We start from the raw sequence: 18,628 nt of genomic DNA on the forward strand, positions 1-18,628 counted from the left end.
CCTTAAATTCGATTCGGATCATACGCATCCATTTCAATTTCTACGCTAGCCTCCACGTCGACCCAGCGAACCAAATCGGCTAAATGAGGTCTGCCATCATGATGCCAACCAGGTTCCGGTTCTCCCATACGGCCTAAAAAGGTAACTCGATTGACTCCACATTGGCCAAGCACTTCTATGATGGAACGAAAATGGTTTGGCGTGCAGGCGACCCCAAAGGTCTGTAATAATCCTCGAACTTCATGTAGATAGCAAGGAACATCTTCAATGGACTGAACGGGAATCACATACACAAAGCGGTTTAATGGTGAGATGGGAAACAAAGTCGTTTTCTTATCGTAAACAACGGTCCAAGAAGTACTTTCTTCGCTTTCGAAAAGTGTTATATCATTCGTTTGAAAAGCTTGAAATTGAAAGGATGAACGGGCCTGAATGATCGCTTGATTTTCCTGTTCACTTAATCTAGCCCTTGGCATTTTCACCTCGTAATTATTCATTTCCTGCGCTAGCAAACTAGCAAATTCCCGTACCGATACATTCCCCTTTTCCTCTACAAAAAAGACATGAGGAGAAAGGCAGGCTTGTTGATCAAATTGAGAAGCATCCTTTGCAGCCCTCCTAGCAGTTTCGGTTACGAGAACGCGCTGTAAACAGTCTTTTGCAATAAATCCAGCACTCAATTTATGTCCATGTGCATGTAGGTTGACGTGAGATGGAACTTTTTTTCTAATCGAATCAATGGAGTTCTCGCTTCCATATGCAATCACTGCCTCTGATGAAGAGAATGCTATACGCTCTAATTCTTCTTCTCCACCTTTCCACCAAATGATGCTGATGGATTCCGCTAAGTCCTTGTCAATCTCTCTCAATGTTTCAACAAACAGACAGGGAAACAAAGGCTCGGAGGAAGAGAGCTTCCCAAGTGTACTAGACTTAACTAAAAGGCCGCTTACTAAACTCCATAACGGCAAGGCAGGAACATTTCCGGAAAACACATTCGTAATGAGCTTGGGTCCATAGGCTCTTGTTAAGCCACCTGATGAACGTGGACGAAACTCGTCAAGTACAAAAGGATTAGGGAAATCCACCTCGACCATTCTTTGCAGCTTTTCTTTACGAAAGGAACGTAAATACGAATGTAAAAACACGCGTATCATTTCCGAGTCATACCCAGTTATAATGGGAAGAAGCTCTTCCGCTAGTTTTCGATTGTGGTAGTTCGGGTCAAGCCAGAGTTGAATGGCTTGGTCAAGGGAGTCAATAATGTCATTCGTTTTCCGAGCTTGCAGTTTTCTTTGTTGCTGTTTTAGATGTAAAACAACTTGTTTCAGTTCCTCACTCGTAAGTTTTGGTACAAGAAGAGTAAGAGAATCAAACGTTCGTTCTTCATAAGATGGGGAGATCATGCTTGGGACAAATCCAATTTTTAGTTCCATTTGCTTACTCCATTACGAAACTGCTCTACGGCGAGGGAACAGCCCTTTGCTTCTGCCCCTTCGCTTCTTCCTAACAAGTAAAATTCACCTTTTTTCGAAATCCCTAAGTCCTCCGTCATAACCCCAAGGACCGAATGGAAGTTGGCTAGATCATAATGAACGAGTATTCCCCGCTCACCGTCTTGTACACACAAACCGTTTTCAGGATTGATGACTACTGTTCTTACCCAATGAGGAGCTTTTTGTTGCCCGCTTCCGCTTTGATCGTAAAACTGGGAGCTTAGCTCGGTCATTCCATACATATTCACACAATCTTCAACGGGTAAGTTAAACGCTTCTGCTACCATTTGTTTAAATTGATCTGAACTCATTTCTATGGCTCGACCCTTAGACCCTCCTGTATCCATTAACCGGCTTCCTTTTGGTAGTTGAAATTGAAGGTTTTTGCCTTCCATGTACTCAACAAAATGGATAAAGGAAAACGTAGCCCCTAACAAATATACAGGGGTGTTGGTGCGTTCAGATTCTACAAGGAATGAGACGAGCTTTTCGAAATCATAGGTCCCGTTACTGGCGATATAAACACTCTCCTCCGTGCCGTAGTCGCGAATGGCTGTATACAAATACTGTGACAGAGAGGAATTGGGCATTTCCTTTGGATGTGGAAATAGAATGGCCATTTTCACACGGCATTTCTCTTTCATGATATTTTCTTCAAAATGTGACTTCATCGAAGCAGTCCACACCTCTAAGTCATGGTGATAATTTCTCCCTTGCTTTCCACTGGTCGTTCCGCTTGTTTGAAAATACGTCTCCGCTTCTTCAATCGGTGTACAAGCGATGACCGCCTCCTTAAAAGCACCAACAGGTACAGGAGGAATTTGCTGATAGGATTGCACCATTGATGGGTGAACCTTTCTTGATCGACAAAACTTCCGGTAAATACGATTATTTTCGTATTGGTAGGCGAAGACCTGTAAGGCTAATGAATCAAATGAATCTCTTTCTTCATTTTCAATAAAAGTGAGTATCCTTTGCTTGATATCTTCGTAGTGCATGTTGTACTCTCCTTAAGATGAATGTGTTAGTATTTCCCAATCTTTTACGACAGGTTGATATCCAAGTTCTCTCAGTGATTCCTTTACCTCTGCCACACTTCTTTTGTCCGAAATTTCGAATTGACTATGAGTATGTTCTTTATTGGCATATCCCCCGACAACGGTAGATGAGGCAGCAGACATTTTGGTCACTCCTAACGGAAGTAAATGACGTCTTAGTTCCGCGCTTTCTCGTGTTGATAGAGTCATACCTGCACGTGGTAAAAATAAACGAGATGCCAGCATTGCTTGAACTAAATTTTTATCAGATACATCGACCTTTGGTTGGAAACCACCAAGGTTTGGGCGTATTCGAGGAAAGGATAGAGCAATATCCGTTTCGAGATAATTTCTTTGTAAGTAATGAGCATGAAGTCCTGTGAAAAAGACCTCCTTACGCCACTCATCCATTCCTAGTAGTGCTCCGATATTGACGGATCTCATGCCAGCTTTGGCACCTCTTTCAGGTGCATCTAGTCGATAGCGATAATTGCGTTTCGGTCCCTTTAAGTGATGCTTTTTATAGATTTCTTCGTTGTACACTTCTTGGTACACCGTTAATCCATCAATTCCACGGGCAACGAGCGTTTGGTACTCTTCCGTATCTAATGGCTGTATCTCAATGGATAAAGAAGAAAAATACTTTTTCATCACATCAATCGTTTCACACAAATAATCTACCGAGGAATGGAGGCGAGATTCTCCCGTTAGCAAGATAATATGTCGTAATCCCATTTTGACAAGTGCCTTTGATTCTTCTTCAATTTCAGCCAGGGTCAATTTTCTACGTGGAAAATCATTATCAATACTAAAGCTGCAGTACGTACATTTGTTCACACAATAATCGGTTAAATACAGTGGTGCGTATAATTGAATCGTACGGCCAAAATGCTGTACGGTACGTTGATGTGCCTTTTGTGCCATTTCTTCTAGACAATTTTCAGCAGCTGGAGATAAAAGAATCAAGAAATCTTCTGTATGAAGTCTCTCTTTTTGCAAAACCCTTCTTACGTCTTGAGTAGTGATGGTAGAAAAAAAGTCGTCAAATGGATAATATTTTACTTTTACATACTCATCATAAAATGACATTCCACTCACCTACCCTAAAAATCCTGTTAATGGAGATGACGCTTGTGCTGTCGTTGTTGTCTGTCCTACTCCACTCGAGTAAGCTTTCCTTCCAGCCTTGACTGCTAAGTCGAATGCAATGGCCATTTCAACGGGATCCTTAGCTGTAGCAATGGCTGTGTTTACCAGTACAGCGGCTGCTCCCATTTCCATCGCTTCCGCTGCTTCAGATGGCTTTCCGATTCCTGCATCAACAATGATTGGAAGCTCCATCTCTTCTATCAAAATTTGGATCAATTCCTTCGTGCGAATACCTCGATTTGAACCGATAGGAGAACCAAGTGGCATAATTGCTGCTGCTCCAGCATTTTGCATCGCTTTTGCTGCCATTAAGTCTGGGCTCATATAAGGTAGAACGATAAACCCTTCATTCGCTAAGATATCAGTTGCCTTAGCTGTTTCGTAATTGTCAGGAAGCAAGTACTTTTGGTCGGAAATGACCTCAATTTTAATCCAGTTCCCCATGCCGGCTGCTCTTGCAAGTCGGGCAATTCGAACCGCTTCGTCCGCCGTTCTTGCTCCCGACGTATTCGGAAGTAGAATCATGTCTTTAGGAATGTATTCTAAGATGTTTTCTTCTCCAGTAGCATTCAGGTCTACTCGTCTTAAAGCGACTGTGACGACTTGTGAACCGGATTGGGTTAGTGCTTCTTTCATTAGCTTGTGATTATAAAATTTTCCAGTTCCTGTTAGTAGTCGGTTATGTAGCTGCGTGTTCCCAATCGTTAATAAGTCGGTCATTGTGGTTCCTCCTATTGGTTCATTTTGGAAATATAAAAAAGACTTACCAATTTTGGCAAGCCTTCACATTCTTACATAAAGCTTTTCCTCATAATAGAGCTCATGTAAAATGATTGCTTCCCTACGTTGGTTCTAACCAAATCAGGTTCAAGGGTTGGAAAGATTCCTCTCAGCTTTTAGGCACCCCTAGCTAATTTTTTATTTTATTTGATTGCGATTTTAACTTTGTTTCGTTTGTATGCCCAATGATTGGTTGGGCCGTGGCCGGATCCGATGTGTAAATCTTCTTCGATGGCTGCCTGAATAAAGTCTTTTGCCACTTTCACCGCTTGAACAACGGAGCTCCCTTTTGCGAGTTGTGCGGTTATGGCAGCGGAAAAGGTACAGCCTGTGCCATGAGTATTTTTTGTGGGAATCCGATTCGAACTAAAGGTGTGAAATTGTTGACCGTCATATAAAAGATCAATCATTTCTTCCCTACCCTGATCATGTCCGCCTTTGATCATGACAGTTTTTGCACCCATGATATGGAGCAATTTAGCAACTTGTTTTCGGTCATCCATTGTCACAATTTTTATTCCTGTAAGCACCTCTGCTTCTGGAATATTTGGTGTCACGATGGTCGCAAGTGGAAGTAATTTTTCTTTTAAAGCTTTAACCGCTTCGTTTTGTAAAAGTGATGCTCCCCCTTTTGCAATCATTACGGGATCTACGACGACATGTTTCATTTCATAAAATTCTATAAATCTCGAAACCGCATCAATGGTATCACTGTTAAATAACATTCCGGTTTTGATCGCATCTGGACGCAAATCTTCAGCAATCGATTGAAGTTGTTCTTGAATCCCTTCCAAAGGAACCTTATAGACACCTTGTACGCCTGTTGTGTTTTGTGCAGTTACGGCTGTTATCACAGACATTCCGTATACATCAAGTTCTTGAAATGTCTTCAAATCAGCCTGTATACCAGCCCCTCCACCACTATCTGACCCTGCGATGGTTAATGCCTTTTTTACCATAACGAATAACCTCTCCTTGCCTAAAATTCATCAACTAATCTACGTAAAAGCTTGGTATGCTCTTGGATATGACTGGCTCGACAAATATCGGAAATGATTGCGAGGCCATTAGCTCCTGATTTCATAACGGTTTCTCCGTTGGTAGAATTCATTCCACCAATCGCAACAAGAGGCAAAGAAATTCCTGCATGACGAAATTCAGTGAAGATATCTAAGCTTTGTTGCTTTTCGGTATCCGCTTTTGAAATGGTAGGATACATCGGCCCAATTCCTAAGTAATCAGCTCCGTTTAGAACGGCCTGAAGTCCCTCTTCAACCGTGTGTGTGGATACACCAAGAATTTTCTTAGGACCTATTGTCTCCCTCACATATTTTGCATTTTCATCATCCTGGCCAACATGTACTCCATCAGCATCAAGAGCGATAGCCAGTGGTAGATCATCATTGACGATAAATGGGATCTTATGTGTCCCGCAGAGTTCTCGCAGTTTTTTTCCAAGTTCGTACTTCTCAATTTCTCCGAGAGTGCTGATCCCTTTTTCTCGATATTGATAACAAGTAATTCCACCTTCAATGGCTAGAGCTAACGTCTCTTCAGGTGTTCGATTCAAGCAGTCTTGACTGCCCATAATAAAATACAGTTTTAGAAAATCCATTTCCTTTTGCTCCCTCATATGGATGTTACTTCTGCAATGCTGACTTTGGCGAGGTCTACCACATCAGAGGATGAAGTGAGCATGAGTTGATTAAGAAATTCCATCTGAAAAGTGCCAACATGTTGGTCACCTGTCGCTAAAATCGCACGCTCAGCAACTGCACCATAAAAGGCTGATGCTCCTGCCGCTGCGAGTAAATAATTGGTTTCTACACTTGCAAACGCTCCTACGACAGATGAAAATAAGCAACCAGTTCCAGTTACTTTTGTTAGAAGTGGATGCCCGTTTGAAATAATAATCGATTCTTCACCATTAGAAACAACATCGTCTTTTCCGGTAACCACAACGGTCATATGTAATTTTTGAGCTGCCATTCGAGCAAGGTCTGTGATATTCCCTTCACCTGTACCAGAATCCACACCGCGTGTTTGCCATTCTTCTCCTATTACGTTGGCTACCTCTGCAGCATTTCCGCGTAATAGGCTAATGTTCACTTCAGATAGAAGTCGTTTTACAGTATTTGTGCGGTATGGTGTTGCACCAGCTCCAACCGGGTCAAGGACGACTGGAACGCCTTTTTCATTCGCTGCTTGACCAGCAATGATCATCGCTTCTACTTCAGGTTCCCTTAATGTGCCGATATTGAGCACAAGGGAATTCGCGATGCTTACCATGTCAGCTACTTCTTCTTTGGCATAGGCCATCACTGGTGAAGCGCCAAGAGCTAACAATCCATTAGCAACAAAATTAGTTACTACTACATTCGTCATATTATGAACTAACGGTGATTGCTCTCTTACTCTATCAATTAATGTTAAAAATTCATGACTCATTTTTCCCTGCTCCTTTCATATTAGCAAAACGATTTCAAGACAAAAAAAGCCAGATTCTTATAGAACCTGGCATAGTTACGAAACAATAAACATTTATCTTCGCAGTAACTACTTCCCTCCGCTGGTATGAGCCAGATCAGGTTCCAAGAGTCGAAAACTGAATTGTTTTCTCTCAGCCCGAACATACGGGCCCCCCTAGTAGATTTCCTATGAAACTATATTTACATCATAGTGGAAGGTTTTTCATAACGCAACTATAAATTATTTAAAAAGTAAAAAAAGTTCCCCCTGTACCAACAGGAGGAAGCCGATTAAATCGTAAATTTCCTTAAAACTTCTTTTAAGTTAATCGCCATTTCATTAACTGTCTGAACAGAAGAAGCGATTTCCTCCATCGTTGCCAACTGTGCCTCAGCAGATGCAGCAACCGCATAAGAGGAGTTCGAATTTACCTTTGCAATTTCTGTTAGCACTTCGATATTGGCAGTTACACATTTGGAACTTTCCGTCATTTTTTGGACATATTGATGAATAGACTGAATCGTTTTACGAATGTCTGTGATAGAGTCAGTGATTTGTATAAAAGATCTTCCCGCTTCATTTACAGCGATTGACCCATTTTCTACTTCAAGCGTATTTTTTTCCATTGCTTTTACGGCTTGATTTGTACCGGTTTGGATTTTCAAAATAAGATCTATAATTTCGTTAGAAGAGCTCTTTGACTGTACGGCAAGTTTCCGGACCTCATCAGCAACCACAGAAAAACCTTTCCCATGCTCCCCGGCTCGTGCTGCTTCAATCGCAGCATTTAAAGCGAGTAAGTTCGTTTGATCTGCAATACCAGTGATCACTTTGGTTATTTGACTGATTTCCTTTGATTGTCTTCCAAGGTTACCAATCACTCCTGCCACTTCGATTACAGAGTCATGTATATGTGACATTTGCTTTATTGCATTCTCTACGACCTTGTTTCCGTTTTTAGACACTCCATCGACCATATTAGCTGAAGCTTCCAGTTTTTCTGATGAAAAAGTGAGAGTTTCTTGAATCGAAGCCAATGTGTTCATTGTATGTATGGTTTCATTTACACTATCTAGTTGTTTTTGAGAGGCAGCAGCAACCTCTTGAATGGAAAAAGTAATACTTTCTGAACCTTGTGCGGTTTCCTCCGAGCTTGCTGTTAAATCCTCCGCAGAGGCAGAAACCTGGGTGGTTGTCTCATATGCTTGGGAAATTAAGGCTCGCAGTTCTTTTACCATCCGGTTGAAAGTAGTAGTTAGCTCACCAATTTCATCATTTGATGTAACCTTCATATCTGCGTGACTAAAATCACCTTCTGCAACTACTTGAATTCTCTCTGATAAACGACGGATCGGGCCATGAATAGAATTCATCAATACGATGGCAACTATTACGGAAATACAAATAACGATGAATGTAAAGATCATTGTCCAAAGTTGAACTTGATTTCCATTTGAAATGATTTCTTCTCCCAGCTGTTCTACACTTTTATTTTTTTCATCTGCTAAAGCCTTTAATTTTGCCATCGTTTGTTCGGCTTTAAACTTTTCAGATCCAACATTGAGTAAGGCTTGGCGTTTCTCTCCGTTATCAAACACGTCGAAAGCTTCCTTCATCATCATCTCATTCCATTTGGAACCGTCGGAAATGACCTTTTTTACAGCAGCTTCATCTTTGTTCCCAGCTACGTTAGTCAATAACCTATCTTCTAATTGGGTACTTAGGTGTACATTGTTTTCAAAGCTTTCCTTAGCCTGAGGAGAACCTTCAAGCATGTACTCATTTACGAGTCTTAATCGCTCAGCCATGAAAAATCGTAAATCTTGTAAGGCGTTTAATTGCTGTGATTCTTTTAGAATAAGTGATTTTGCTAATTCATTTGCCTTTTGGGTATTGATCATGGAGTAAATAGCTAGTCCACTAGAAACTAGTAACACGAGCCCGAAGCTAAGCATGATTTTTTTTCGAATACTTTGTGATTGAAATGGTATTCTTATGATTGGTAACCGCCATTTTGTATTCTTAATTTTATTAACCCATTTATCAATAGACTTCAATCCCTACACATCCTTCACCCGTTTGTCCACTTCATTATGGCAAAGGAATATTAAGCAATTGTAAAGGAAGTGTAAGTATTGTATAAAAATAAAACTAAATACCTAATTCTTAAGAACTATTCTCGGAATAAAAAACCTAGGAAATCATGGTATTTCCTAGGGAAGCGCAGGTTATGACATTTCTCTGCAAATTTCCTTATCCGACTAATCGATTAGTTAGTTTTTTGAGATATAGTGATAAAAAGACGCTTCGAGATAGACTAAATAAGATAAACGCCATCCATACTCCGTGGTTCCCAAAAACAGGTACAAGACCTATAATGGCTGCTAAAAATACAAGTAATGCAATAAAAATAGAATTTCTTACTGATTTCGCGTCCGTTGCACCGGAAAAAATACCTTCTAGTTGTAATCCCCAAAATCCGACAAGGGGAAATAATAACATCCAAAATAAGAATACATGAGTGGTTTCTCTTACCTCATGAATAGTCGTGAATAATGACACGATAAAGTCTCCAAACAGGATAGTCAAAAAGGATAAAAGAATAGCTGTGGCAATTCCCCAAGTTGCAGAAAGCGACAAGGCTCGAAAATATAGAGAAGTGTTTTTTCCTCCAAACGCTCTTCCCACTAAAATGCTTGAGGCATTAGCGAATCCGCCAAATAGATATGCCATTACGTACTGAATTTGTAAAAGGATCGCATTTGCAGCTAAGGTGAGCTCACCCATACTTGCTCCTTTTGAGGTGAGTATTCCAGTCATTGTAACCAAACATAATGTTCGGAGAAAATGGTCGCGATTAACAAGAAACATTTGAGTTAAGGTATCTTTCTTGATTAATGCACTAAGAGAAGGAATAAAGAAACGACTTTTATTTGTTTGAAAAATAAGGAACATTCCAACTATAACGGAGGACACTTCAGCAATTAATGTAGCATAGGCAACGCCTGCAACCCCCATATGTAGGCCCAGAACAAATACAATATCTAGCACAATGTTTAATACATTCATACCAATTTGCAGGAACAAAGACATTTTCACTTTACCTAAGCCGACTAACCAACCGATGGTTACATAGCTTAGTAGAATAAATGGTGCTCCCCAGATACGAATAAGAAAGTAGGTTTCAGCAAGAGCGTTTGTTGCTGTATTCCCGCCCATTAATAGGAGAGAAAGATGGATGATGGGCTTTTGAAAAAGGATGAATAGCAATCCCATCAGAATAGCAATGATCATTGGACGATAAAGAGCTAGCATAATACCTTCTTCGTTTTTTGCTCCATCGGCTTGTGAAGTGAAGCCACTGGTTGTCACACGTAAAAAGCCGAGCAACCAGTACAGCGTGTTAAAAATAACGGCTGCAATCGCGACCCCGCCTAATGCCGTAGGATCTTGAATTCTTCCTACGACGGCAGTATCTACCACCCCTAGTAATGGGGTAGACACTCCAGATAAAATTAACGGAAAAGCCAATACTAAGTATTCGCGATGAGTGCATGTATGTGAATAGCGGTGAACCTTTTGTTTAACGGAAGCTAAATTCATTTTACTCCCCTTTCTTACAGCATAGCAGCTTGTAACAACGCTTTTGTATACGAATGTCTTTCAGGAGCATAAAGGTCAGATAGTTGAAAATGATCGACCAAGCACCCATTTTTCATGACAAGAATTATATCACATAAGTTGGTTACTGTTCGTATATCATGAGAAATAAATAAGATGGACATTTGTAAGTTTCTCTGTAATGTTTTTAATAGCTCTAAGATACGTACTTGAACGGACACATCTAGGCTCGCAGTTGCTTCATCACAAACTAAAAGAGCAGGTTCAATACTTATAGCACGTGCTATACACACTCTTTGTTTTTGACCGCCACTCAGTTCATCGGGATAGCGATCCACCATAACCTTCTCTAGTCCAACCATTTCAAGCAATCTCTCTGCCTTTTCACGATTGGTATGCTTACCTGGTGGCAAATAAGAAGGTGTAAAATCAGTAAAGTTGTTAAGTGGCTCAAGTAAACTTTTCCCAATTGGTAGTTTTGGATTTAAAGCACTATTAGTGTCTTGAAAGACCATTTGGATATTCTTCCGATAGGCTCGAACATCTGCTCGTTTTTTAGGAGGGATTTGTTGTTCGTTAAATGTGATACACCCTTGTTTATAGCTTTCTAGACCAAGAATGAGTTTCGTGAGTGTACTTTTTCCACTGCCGCTTTCCCCAACAATACCAACGATTTCTCCCCTCTCTATTTGGAAAGAAACCCCTTGTAGTGCAGCAATATTGTTTGTATATACTTTTGATAGTTGTTCCACTTTTAGTAAACTCATACGGTTCGAACTCCTTGATGGGTGTGAAGGTAACGTTCTCCTGGTAGTGACAACAAACAGGAGCATAATTCTTTTGTATATGGATGCTGATGTTCACAACGTATTTGTTCCGGTGTTCCTTCCTCAACGATTCTCCCTTTTTGCATCACAAAAATGTGGTCGGATCGTTTGTATGCTTGTACGAGATCATGTGTGATAAATAAAACTGCACAGCGTGTTTCTTTTCTAACTTTTTCAATCGCATCTAGTACTGCTTCCGCTGTCATAACGTCTAAAGCCGTTGTGATTTCGTCACAAATAAGTAACTTAGGCTTTAAAGCTAATGCTAATCCAATCGCAACTCGCTGGACTTGCCCGCCACTTAATTGGAAGGGATAACTTTGAAAGATTCGGTTGCTATCTAATTGTATTTCCTCGAGAACATGAAGAGATAATTCTTTCGCCTCTTTTTTACTAATGGAATAGTGAGAACGAATCGCTTCTACCATTTGCTTTCCTACTTTTATAAACGGGGTAAAGCTGCCACGATAGTCTTGAAAGATACTCCCTATCTCGCTTCCTAGCAGTCGATGGTGGTTTCTTTTATCCAAGGAAAGAAGGTTCATATCTTCGTAAAATACATGACCCGTAACTACCATAGTAGAATCCAATAAGCCTTGAACGGTCCTTGCGGTTATACTTTTACCACTACCGCTTTCTCCAATCAGTGCGACCATTTCGCCTTGATTCAATTCTAAGTTGATATCTTTTAGAAGTAACTGTTCATCTTTCGTCTTTATTGATAGGTTTTGTATAGATAAAAGCCTCTCCTTCACAGTATGTTCCTCCTTTTTCCCGTCTTAAAATAACCTTTTAACCCTTCTCCAAGAAGATTGCAGCATAGAACAGTCAACAAAATAGCAATGCCTGGATAGACCATTAGAGATGGATGCACTTGAAAGAATGTTCTTCCTTCATTCAACATGGCTCCCCATTCGGGTAACGGCGCTTGAGCACCTATTCCAATGTAGGAAAAAGAAGAAATCAGCAAAATAATTTTTCCTACATCAATAGCAGCCATAACGACAATCTCAGAAAATATTTGTGGGATGATATGAAACTGTATGGTATGAAAGTTACTAGAATAAGAGAGCCTTGAAGCAAGAACGAACTCCTTTTGTTTCTCTTCTAAAACCAAGCCTCGAACAACACGAGCGTATACAATCCATTTTACGAGGACAATCGCAATCACAATATTGGTTAAGCTTGGTCCTAGAATTCCTGCTATCGCAATTGCTAAGATGAAATCTGGAAAAGCGAGGATTCCATCTATGACTCTCATAAAAAAAGCATCCATCCTCCCACCAATATATCCTGATAGCAATCCGATAGGAATACCTATACACATTGCTAGCAAGATGATAAGGAGTCCTAGTCCAATCGTTAATTTGGCACCATATACAATTCGTGCAAAAATATCTCTTCCCATATGATCCGTGCCAAGCCAATGATGGGATGATGAAGCGCTTAGACGGTTGGTCATATTAATATAAAACGGATCCTGGGTTCCAAAGAAACTTCCCACCAAAAAAACTATGGCTAAAATAGAGGCAAGAGAGATCCCTATCACCATACTCAGGTTTTTCTTGTTTTTCATTATTTTGCCTCCTTTCCTTGCTGAACTTGTGGGTTGATCACCAAATAAAGTAAGTCAACGAGCAAATTGGTTAGTACGATTAAAAAGCCAATCACAATAATAAAGCCTTGAATAAGGGGATAATCACGTTGCATAACAGCTTGAACAATTAATTCCCCCATGCCTGGCCAAGAAAATAAAATTTCAATGACTGATATCCCGCCAAGTAGACTTCCGAGACTAAGGCCAAACATCGTAACAAGTGGAATGAGACTTCCACGTAACGCATGGAAGAAAAGGATTCTACTTCTACTAATCCCCCTTGCTATCGCTGCTTCAATAAACGGGCTTTGCAGGATCGTGATGAGTCGTTCTCTTAACAAGGTAATATAGATCGGTGCCATCGCCATTCCAAGAGTGATTGAAGGCAGAACATAATGGGCAAATGTCCCTCTCCCCATCATCGGTAGCCATTGCAATTTTAATGAAAAGAAATACATAAGCAGTAGTCCTAACCAAAAACTTGGGATAGAAGCACCAACGAGCGCAAACCAGCGACTTATGTAATCGGGCCATCGGTTTTCATATAAAGCACTGACCACTCCTAATGGTATGGAAATAAGGAAAAGAACCGTTAATCCACCTATTGCTAACGCAAAAGTTGCAGGTAATCTATCAAATATCAGCTCAGAGACAGGTTTCTTTGAGATCAATGATTCACCTAAATCAAATTGGCCTACATTAATAATCCAGTCACCGTATTGCTGTAGAATGGGTTTATCAAATCCATATTCCTTCTTCAACTCTTCTTCTTTCTCTGTTGTTACCGACACATCATCAACCTTCAGGATGGACCGTATCGGGTCTCCTGGAGTAATTTTCATTAACAGAAAGGTTAAAAAGGATAAAACAAATACCATAACTAATAACTGAGACAGTCTTGAACCAATCATCTTCCCTATTCTCTTCAACATAATCACCTTCCTCACGAGAAAAGTGAAAGTGCCAAGGACACTTTCACCTTTTGATTATTCAACCTCTAATTTGTTTGTTAAAATATAGTATTCTTCTGAACCGGGAGCCCAGTTTTTCACATGATTGCTCACACCTATAATAATATGAGGATGAACAACAAACGAATGAAGAACTTTTTCCTGTATTAGCTTAACGGCTTCCTTTTCTAATCCTACGCGTTGCTCTAAGTTACTCGTAGTATTTAGTTGTAAAATAGTATTGGTTAGTTCCGGCACGTTAATTTGTCCAGGGTTTAAGGAGCCATCTGGAACATACGCAGAGTTCAAGAAAAATCCACCATCACCACGAGGAGCCGTTAAATTGGAATACGTTGCAATATCCCAGTCATCTTGCTTTTCCCATAGAAACGTATCAATATTTTCAACTGTGACAATGTTTATTTTTATGCCGACAGAAGCTGCTTCTGCTTGTAAATATTGAGCAATTAGCGGAAGCTCAGGTCTTCCTTGATACGTAGCAACGGTTAATTCAAGTGACTTTCCGTCTTTTTCAAGTGTTCCACTTGCGTTTTTTATATAACCTGCGTCCTCTAACAGCTCCGCCGCTTTTACGGGGTTAGACTTTACCACTTCTTTATCCGACGAAAAAGCAAACATGGGGTTAAAGGGACCAGTAGCTTCTGTCGCATGACCATTCATGATTTCTTCCACAACGGTTGTACGATCTAACAGTAAATCTATCGCTTTTCTGACATTTTCATCCTGTAATTGAGGATTGACTGAATTATATAGAAGGAAATGAGCTCGTAGACTCATGATAGATTCAATGCGAAGATCCTTATTGTCTTCTATAGGTTTCAGTGTTTCGGGAGGCAAGTGATAGACGATATCTGCCTCTCCTGATTGAAGGGCTAACGCACGTACATTTCCGTCAGAATTAAATGTAACTGTTGCTTCATCTACTTTTGCCTTTCCATCCCAATAATCCTCATAGCTTACTAGTTTAATCTCGGATTCTGGTGCGAAACTTTGTACTTGAAATGGTCCAGTTCCAATTGGTTGCTCACTAATATCTTCAGAATCCACCTTAATGATCGAAGCGTTTGTATGAACTAGTTCCGATAGAAAAGCTGGATATTCCTCCTCGGTTTGGAAGGTAATTTCTTGGCCACTAGCTGTGATGGACGCGATTTTCAAATTGGAGTTCATTGCCTCATTGACTTCTATTAGTCTTTCAAATGATTTCTTTGCCGCTTCAGCATCTAGTGTAGATCCATCGTGAAAGGTAACCCCTTCTCGAATATGAAACTTCCAGGTAGTTGAATCCAATTGTTCCCAAGAGTCTGCTAACCAAGGCTGTATTTCTAGATTTTCGTCAATCTGGACTAAGGTTTCAGCAATTCCTGCACGTACTCCCATCCAATCCTGGTGAGGATCTAAGGTTTTTGATGCAAAGCTAAATAATAGTTTTACTGTTTTCTTTTCCTCGCTTTCTTTTGAAGAAGTTCCGCTACTACTGCAAGCAGCTGTAAAAACAATAACGAAAGCAAGAAGTATGTAAGTAATAAATGACTTTTTCAATCGAACCCATCCTTTGAACATTTTTGTAAACAGAAATCATTACGATTAAAATACAATAAATATTGGTAAATCGAAATCATTTCAGTTTACAATACTAAACTATAATGTGTTGCATTCATAGTGTCAATATTAAATCGTAATTTTTACGATTTAATATAAAAAAAACAGACCAACGATCATCAGTTGGTCCTATACTTATGATTTATTTAAACACGTCTGCCTCGTTCAAGTATCCATCCTTGATCACGGTATCACGAACGTTTTCATTTGTGATGGCAATTGGATCTAAGAAGACAGCTGGGACATCGATTTTTCCATTGTTAATTTGCTTGTCGGTCTTTACTTCTTCTCCCTTTGCTACCATAATCGCCATTTCGGCAGACTTTACCGCTAATAGGTTAATCGGTTTATATACGGTCATCGTTTGTAATCCTTGAACAACACGGCGAACTCCTTCAAGCTCGGCGTCCTGACCAGAAACAGGAACGGTACCAGCTAAACCAACGCCTGCTAATGACTCAATTACTCCACCAGCCGTTCCGTCATTTGCAGCAATAACCGCGTTAATAGCATTTCCATTTTTACTCAGTGCCGTTTTCATATTTTCTTTTGCAATGTCTGGGTTCCAATCATCAGTATACTGATCATGAACGAGCTTCACGGTTCCGTTATCGATTAGAGGCTGTAATACTTTCATCGCGCCTTGGCGGAAAAGAATCGCGTTGTTGTCAGATTCTGCTCCACCAATATAAGCAAAATTTCCATTAGGTACTTTCTTTAAAATTTCTGTAGCTTGAATTTCTCCTACTTTTTCATTATCAAAGGAAATATAGTAATCAACATCAGCATTTTTTATCAATCGGTCGTAGGAAACCACCTTTACCCCTGCTTCATGAGCAATTTCTACGATTTCAGCTGAAATCACAGCATCATGAGGAACGACGACTAATACATCTACTCCCTCCTCAATTAATAATTGGGCTTGTTTAATTTGAACTTCATCCAATCCGTTGGCGGCTAGTGTTTTTACTTGCCCGCCCAACTTTTTAATTTCTTCTTCAAACAGTGCTTTATCTTTGTACCATCTTTCGTCTTTTAGCGTATCTAATAAAAATCCGACATATGGTTTTGAATCATCAGTGATTAATTTTGAGTGGTTAGTGCTTGATGCTTTCTCTGTCGAGGAACAACCAGCTGTAACGATCATAACAATAATTAGAAACAAGCTTGTGAGAGACATCTTTGGAATATTTTTCATATATATCCTCCTTCCTTTTGAGCCTTTATAGTTCAAATTTTTTGATCAAATTGTTCATTCTTTCTACCATGCTTGTAAGCATTTTGGCACTTACAGAAATATTGTCGAGTGATTGGTTTTGTTGAAGAACTGCAGCTGATATCTCTTCCGAACCAGCGGCGGTTTCTTCTGATACGGCAGCAATATGCTCGATATTCTCACTCATGGATTGACTTGATTGTTGAACTTTATTAAAACTCTCTGAAATCGTTTTTATACCAATCGACATATGTTCTACTTTTTCTTTAATGTCGGCAAATTGTTGGCCGGTTAGTTCAATTTGTACGGTTCCTTTATTTACCTCACCGTATCCTTCGTTTAAATTTTCAGCAATTTTTGATGTTTCTTCTTTTATGCTGAAAACAATGGATGCGATCCCTTCAACTGAACGCGAAACCTCTTCGGCTAATTTTCTTACTTCCGTTGCTACAACAGTAAAGCTTTTTCCTGCTTCTCCAGCTCTGGCCGCTTCAATGGACGCATTTAAAGCAAGCAAGTTGGTTTGGTCTGCAATGGACTTGATCACATGGACGATTTCTGTGATCGATTGTGTTTTGCTTTCTAAATTCTTCACTTGGTGAACAGATTCACTTACCACATGATTAATTTTTTTCATTTGTTGTAGTGATTCTTTCATTTGATTGTCCCCGCGAACGGCCACATCTAACACTTGACCAGAGAATTCTACTAATCTTTCCCCTTGTGAGTTAGATTGTACGATTTCTTCATTAAATTCCTTCGTTTTTGACGCAATATTAGCTGCATTATCCGCTTGTGAACTTGCGCCCTTCGCCATTTCTTCAATCGTTATAGAAACTTGTTCGCTACCCAGCTTTACTTCCTCAGATGACTCAAACAACGTAACACTTTGTTTGTCCACTTCAGCTGATAAAGTTGAGATTTCGGAAATCATTCCTCGTAAGCTTGTTGCCATTTCATTAATAGAATGAGAGAGTTGTCCAATTTCATCGTTTCCACTGTAGGTTAATTTCTCATTGTTCAGTCTGCCACTAGCGATCTCGTTACTTTGTACAACGATTTCTTCCAGATTTCTCTTGATTCTGCGGCTAAGAATAAAAATCATGACAAAAGAAAGAATGATGGATCCAAATGATGAAAGAATAAGAATAAGATACAGTCTTTCCAGTTGACTTTGTGCGGATGCTAAATCAGCTTCACTAATTTTTGTCGCTGAATCTTTTAACTCATATCCCAATTTAATGGTTTCATTTTTTAATTCTCTTGCTTCACTTTCTAATGTGGCAAACTCTTCTGTATTAATTTGTTGTACTTTTGGTACGATTGTACAAAAGAAATACTCGTCGAGTTTATGATTGTTCTCTATGAGCTGATTAAACGTTTCCAATTGATTGGTAGTTAGATTTTTCTTTATTCTTTTAGCGATACTGACAAACTCTTGACTATGATCCAAATACACATTCAACTTGGTTTCATCAGACAATAGAATGTACTCCGGAACTAATAAGTACTTTTCATGGTAAAGAGTTACCAAGTTTCCAGCATCTACAGCTACTTGATTTCTCGTCACTGTATCTTCCATTTTTTCGCTCGTATCTTTAATAAAAATCCCTGTAACTACTACAGAAATGATAAAAGCAATGGTCATAAAAGAGAAGATCACCATGTACTTTCCACCAATCTTGATGTTTGACCATTTTACCCTTCTTAGCATACTACTCCCCCTAACTCGGTGATTGTTTTTAACAATCGACAAAATTCTTCATTCTTTTTATCGGCATTTGTGAAGATTATGTTAAGTTTTCTTACAAAAAAATATTATATAAGAATAAGGAACTAAAAAAGTCTGTTTCCATCATCTTG

16 protein-coding genes and 2 riboswitches are annotated in these 18,628 nt (G+C 39.6%); all 16 genes read right to left on the reverse strand.

All coding sequences use genetic code 11. The features are described 5' to 3' along the window. Nucleotides 1-2: 2 nt before the first annotated feature. Nucleotides 3-1,436 carry an acyl-CoA reductase gene (locus MKX65_RS10410; RefSeq protein WP_160546064.1) on the reverse strand — a complete coding sequence of 478 codons (1,434 nt, stop codon included), beginning with the start codon at nucleotides 1,434-1,436 and terminating at the stop codon, nucleotides 3-5. Further along, nucleotides 1,427-2,494: a LuxE/PaaK family acyltransferase gene (locus MKX65_RS10415; RefSeq protein ID WP_160546065.1), complete on the reverse strand. Its 1,068-nt coding sequence runs from the start codon at nucleotides 2,492-2,494 to the stop codon at nucleotides 1,427-1,429. The genes MKX65_RS10410 and MKX65_RS10415 overlap by 10 nt, the downstream gene beginning before the upstream one ends. A gap of 12 nt (nucleotides 2,495-2,506) precedes the next feature. Continuing rightward, entirely contained in the window at nucleotides 2,507-3,622 is a 1,116-nt protein-coding gene (thiH, locus tag MKX65_RS10420; RefSeq protein WP_160546066.1) for a 2-iminoacetate synthase ThiH, read from the reverse strand. A 9-nt stretch (nucleotides 3,623-3,631) separates the two neighbouring features. After that, nucleotides 3,632-4,402, reverse strand: a complete 771-nt coding sequence (locus MKX65_RS10425) for a thiazole synthase (RefSeq protein ID WP_160546067.1) — start codon at nucleotides 4,400-4,402, stop codon at nucleotides 3,632-3,634. Nucleotides 4,403-4,503: 101 nt separating this feature from the next. Further along, a riboswitch (TPP riboswitch) is annotated at nucleotides 4,504-4,600 on the reverse strand. Between the two features lie 5 nt (nucleotides 4,601-4,605). Beyond that, nucleotides 4,606-5,421 (reverse strand): bifunctional hydroxymethylpyrimidine kinase/phosphomethylpyrimidine kinase, encoded by an 816-nt coding sequence (gene thiD, locus MKX65_RS10430; protein ID WP_160546068.1) that lies wholly within the window; start codon nucleotides 5,419-5,421, stop codon nucleotides 4,606-4,608. A gap of 20 nt (nucleotides 5,422-5,441) precedes the next feature. Next, entirely contained in the window at nucleotides 5,442-6,077 is a 636-nt protein-coding gene (gene thiE, locus MKX65_RS10435) for a thiamine phosphate synthase (protein ID WP_340903533.1), read from the reverse strand. A 14-nt stretch (nucleotides 6,078-6,091) separates the two neighbouring features. After that, the gene (thiM, locus tag MKX65_RS10440) at nucleotides 6,092-6,910 is read right to left on the reverse strand and encodes a hydroxyethylthiazole kinase (protein ID WP_340903535.1); all 819 of its coding nucleotides are present in this window, start codon (nucleotides 6,908-6,910) and stop codon (nucleotides 6,092-6,094) included. Between the two features lie 96 nt (nucleotides 6,911-7,006). Beyond that, a riboswitch (TPP riboswitch) is annotated at nucleotides 7,007-7,117 on the reverse strand. Nucleotides 7,118-7,221: 104 nt separating this feature from the next. Next, complete coding sequence (locus MKX65_RS10445) at nucleotides 7,222-8,988, reverse strand: methyl-accepting chemotaxis protein (RefSeq protein WP_160546071.1); 1,767 nt, start codon at nucleotides 8,986-8,988, stop codon at nucleotides 7,222-7,224. A gap of 196 nt (nucleotides 8,989-9,184) precedes the next feature. Further along, on the reverse strand, nucleotides 9,185-10,534 hold the full coding sequence (locus MKX65_RS10450; protein WP_160546072.1) for an MATE family efflux transporter: 1,350 nt from the start codon (nucleotides 10,532-10,534) through the stop codon (nucleotides 9,185-9,187). A gap of 14 nt (nucleotides 10,535-10,548) precedes the next feature. After that, nucleotides 10,549-11,319 (reverse strand): ATP-binding cassette domain-containing protein, encoded by a 771-nt coding sequence (locus MKX65_RS10455; protein ID WP_160546073.1) that lies wholly within the window; start codon nucleotides 11,317-11,319, stop codon nucleotides 10,549-10,551. Beyond that, nucleotides 11,316-12,134: an ABC transporter ATP-binding protein gene (locus tag MKX65_RS10460; protein ID WP_340903537.1), complete on the reverse strand. Its 819-nt coding sequence runs from the start codon at nucleotides 12,132-12,134 to the stop codon at nucleotides 11,316-11,318. The genes MKX65_RS10455 and MKX65_RS10460 overlap by 4 nt, the downstream gene beginning before the upstream one ends. Continuing rightward, entirely contained in the window at nucleotides 12,131-12,955 is an 825-nt protein-coding gene (nikC, locus tag MKX65_RS10465) for a nickel transporter permease (protein ID WP_160546074.1), read from the reverse strand. Before nikC ends, MKX65_RS10460 begins: the two co-directional genes overlap by 4 nt. Then, a complete protein-coding gene (gene nikB / locus MKX65_RS10470; protein ID WP_160546075.1) occupies nucleotides 12,955-13,908 on the reverse strand; it encodes a nickel ABC transporter permease in 954 nt (317 codons plus the stop codon). Before nikB ends, nikC begins: the two co-directional genes overlap by 1 nt. Nucleotides 13,909-13,962: 54 nt before the next feature. Then, nucleotides 13,963-15,489, reverse strand: coding sequence for a nickel ABC transporter substrate-binding protein (gene nikA / locus MKX65_RS10475; protein WP_340903538.1), 1,527 nt, complete (start codon nucleotides 15,487-15,489; stop codon nucleotides 13,963-13,965). A gap of 202 nt (nucleotides 15,490-15,691) precedes the next feature. After that, nucleotides 15,692-16,747, reverse strand: coding sequence for a sugar ABC transporter substrate-binding protein (locus tag MKX65_RS10480; RefSeq protein ID WP_340903539.1), 1,056 nt, complete (start codon nucleotides 16,745-16,747; stop codon nucleotides 15,692-15,694). 25 nt (nucleotides 16,748-16,772) lie between these two features. After that, nucleotides 16,773-18,479, reverse strand: coding sequence for a methyl-accepting chemotaxis protein (locus tag MKX65_RS10485; RefSeq protein ID WP_160546077.1), 1,707 nt, complete (start codon nucleotides 18,477-18,479; stop codon nucleotides 16,773-16,775). Nucleotides 18,480-18,628: the final 149 nt, after the last annotated feature.

Source organism: Robertmurraya sp. FSL R5-0851 (genome assembly GCF_038002965.1).
Lineage (GTDB): Bacteria > Bacillota > Bacilli > Bacillales > Cytobacillaceae > Robertmurraya_A > Robertmurraya_A beringensis.

Excerpts from the sequence above, each read along its gene's own strand:
- nikB (WP_160546075.1), bottom strand. The coding sequence starts at position 13,908 with ATGTTGAAGAGAATAGGGAAGATGATTGGTTCAAGACTGTCTCAGTTA.
- MKX65_RS10410 (WP_160546064.1), bottom strand. The coding sequence starts at position 1,436 with ATGGAACTAAAAATTGGATTTGTCCCAAGCATGATCTCCCCATCTTAT.
- thiD (WP_160546068.1), bottom strand. The coding sequence starts at position 5,421 with ATGGTAAAAAAGGCATTAACCATCGCAGGGTCAGATAGTGGTGGAGGG.
- MKX65_RS10415 (WP_160546065.1), bottom strand. The coding sequence starts at position 2,494 with ATGCACTACGAAGATATCAAGCAAAGGATACTCACTTTTATTGAAAAT.
- thiM (WP_340903535.1), bottom strand. The coding sequence starts at position 6,910 with ATGAGTCATGAATTTTTAACATTAATTGATAGAGTAAGAGAGCAATCA.
- MKX65_RS10480 (WP_340903539.1), bottom strand. The coding sequence starts at position 16,747 with ATGAAAAATATTCCAAAGATGTCTCTCACAAGCTTGTTTCTAATTATT.
- MKX65_RS10450 (WP_160546072.1), bottom strand. The coding sequence starts at position 10,534 with ATGAATTTAGCTTCCGTTAAACAAAAGGTTCACCGCTATTCACATACA.
- MKX65_RS10455 (WP_160546073.1), bottom strand. The coding sequence starts at position 11,319 with ATGAGTTTACTAAAAGTGGAACAACTATCAAAAGTATATACAAACAAT.
- thiH (WP_160546066.1), bottom strand. The coding sequence starts at position 3,622 with ATGTCATTTTATGATGAGTATGTAAAAGTAAAATATTATCCATTTGAC.
- MKX65_RS10425 (WP_160546067.1), bottom strand. The coding sequence starts at position 4,402 with ATGACCGACTTATTAACGATTGGGAACACGCAGCTACATAACCGACTA.
- nikC (WP_160546074.1), bottom strand. The coding sequence starts at position 12,955 with ATGAAAAACAAGAAAAACCTGAGTATGGTGATAGGGATCTCTCTTGCC.
- MKX65_RS10485 (WP_160546077.1), bottom strand. The coding sequence starts at position 18,479 with ATGCTAAGAAGGGTAAAATGGTCAAACATCAAGATTGGTGGAAAGTAC.
- thiE (WP_340903533.1), bottom strand. The coding sequence starts at position 6,077 with ATGGATTTTCTAAAACTGTATTTTATTATGGGCAGTCAAGACTGCTTG.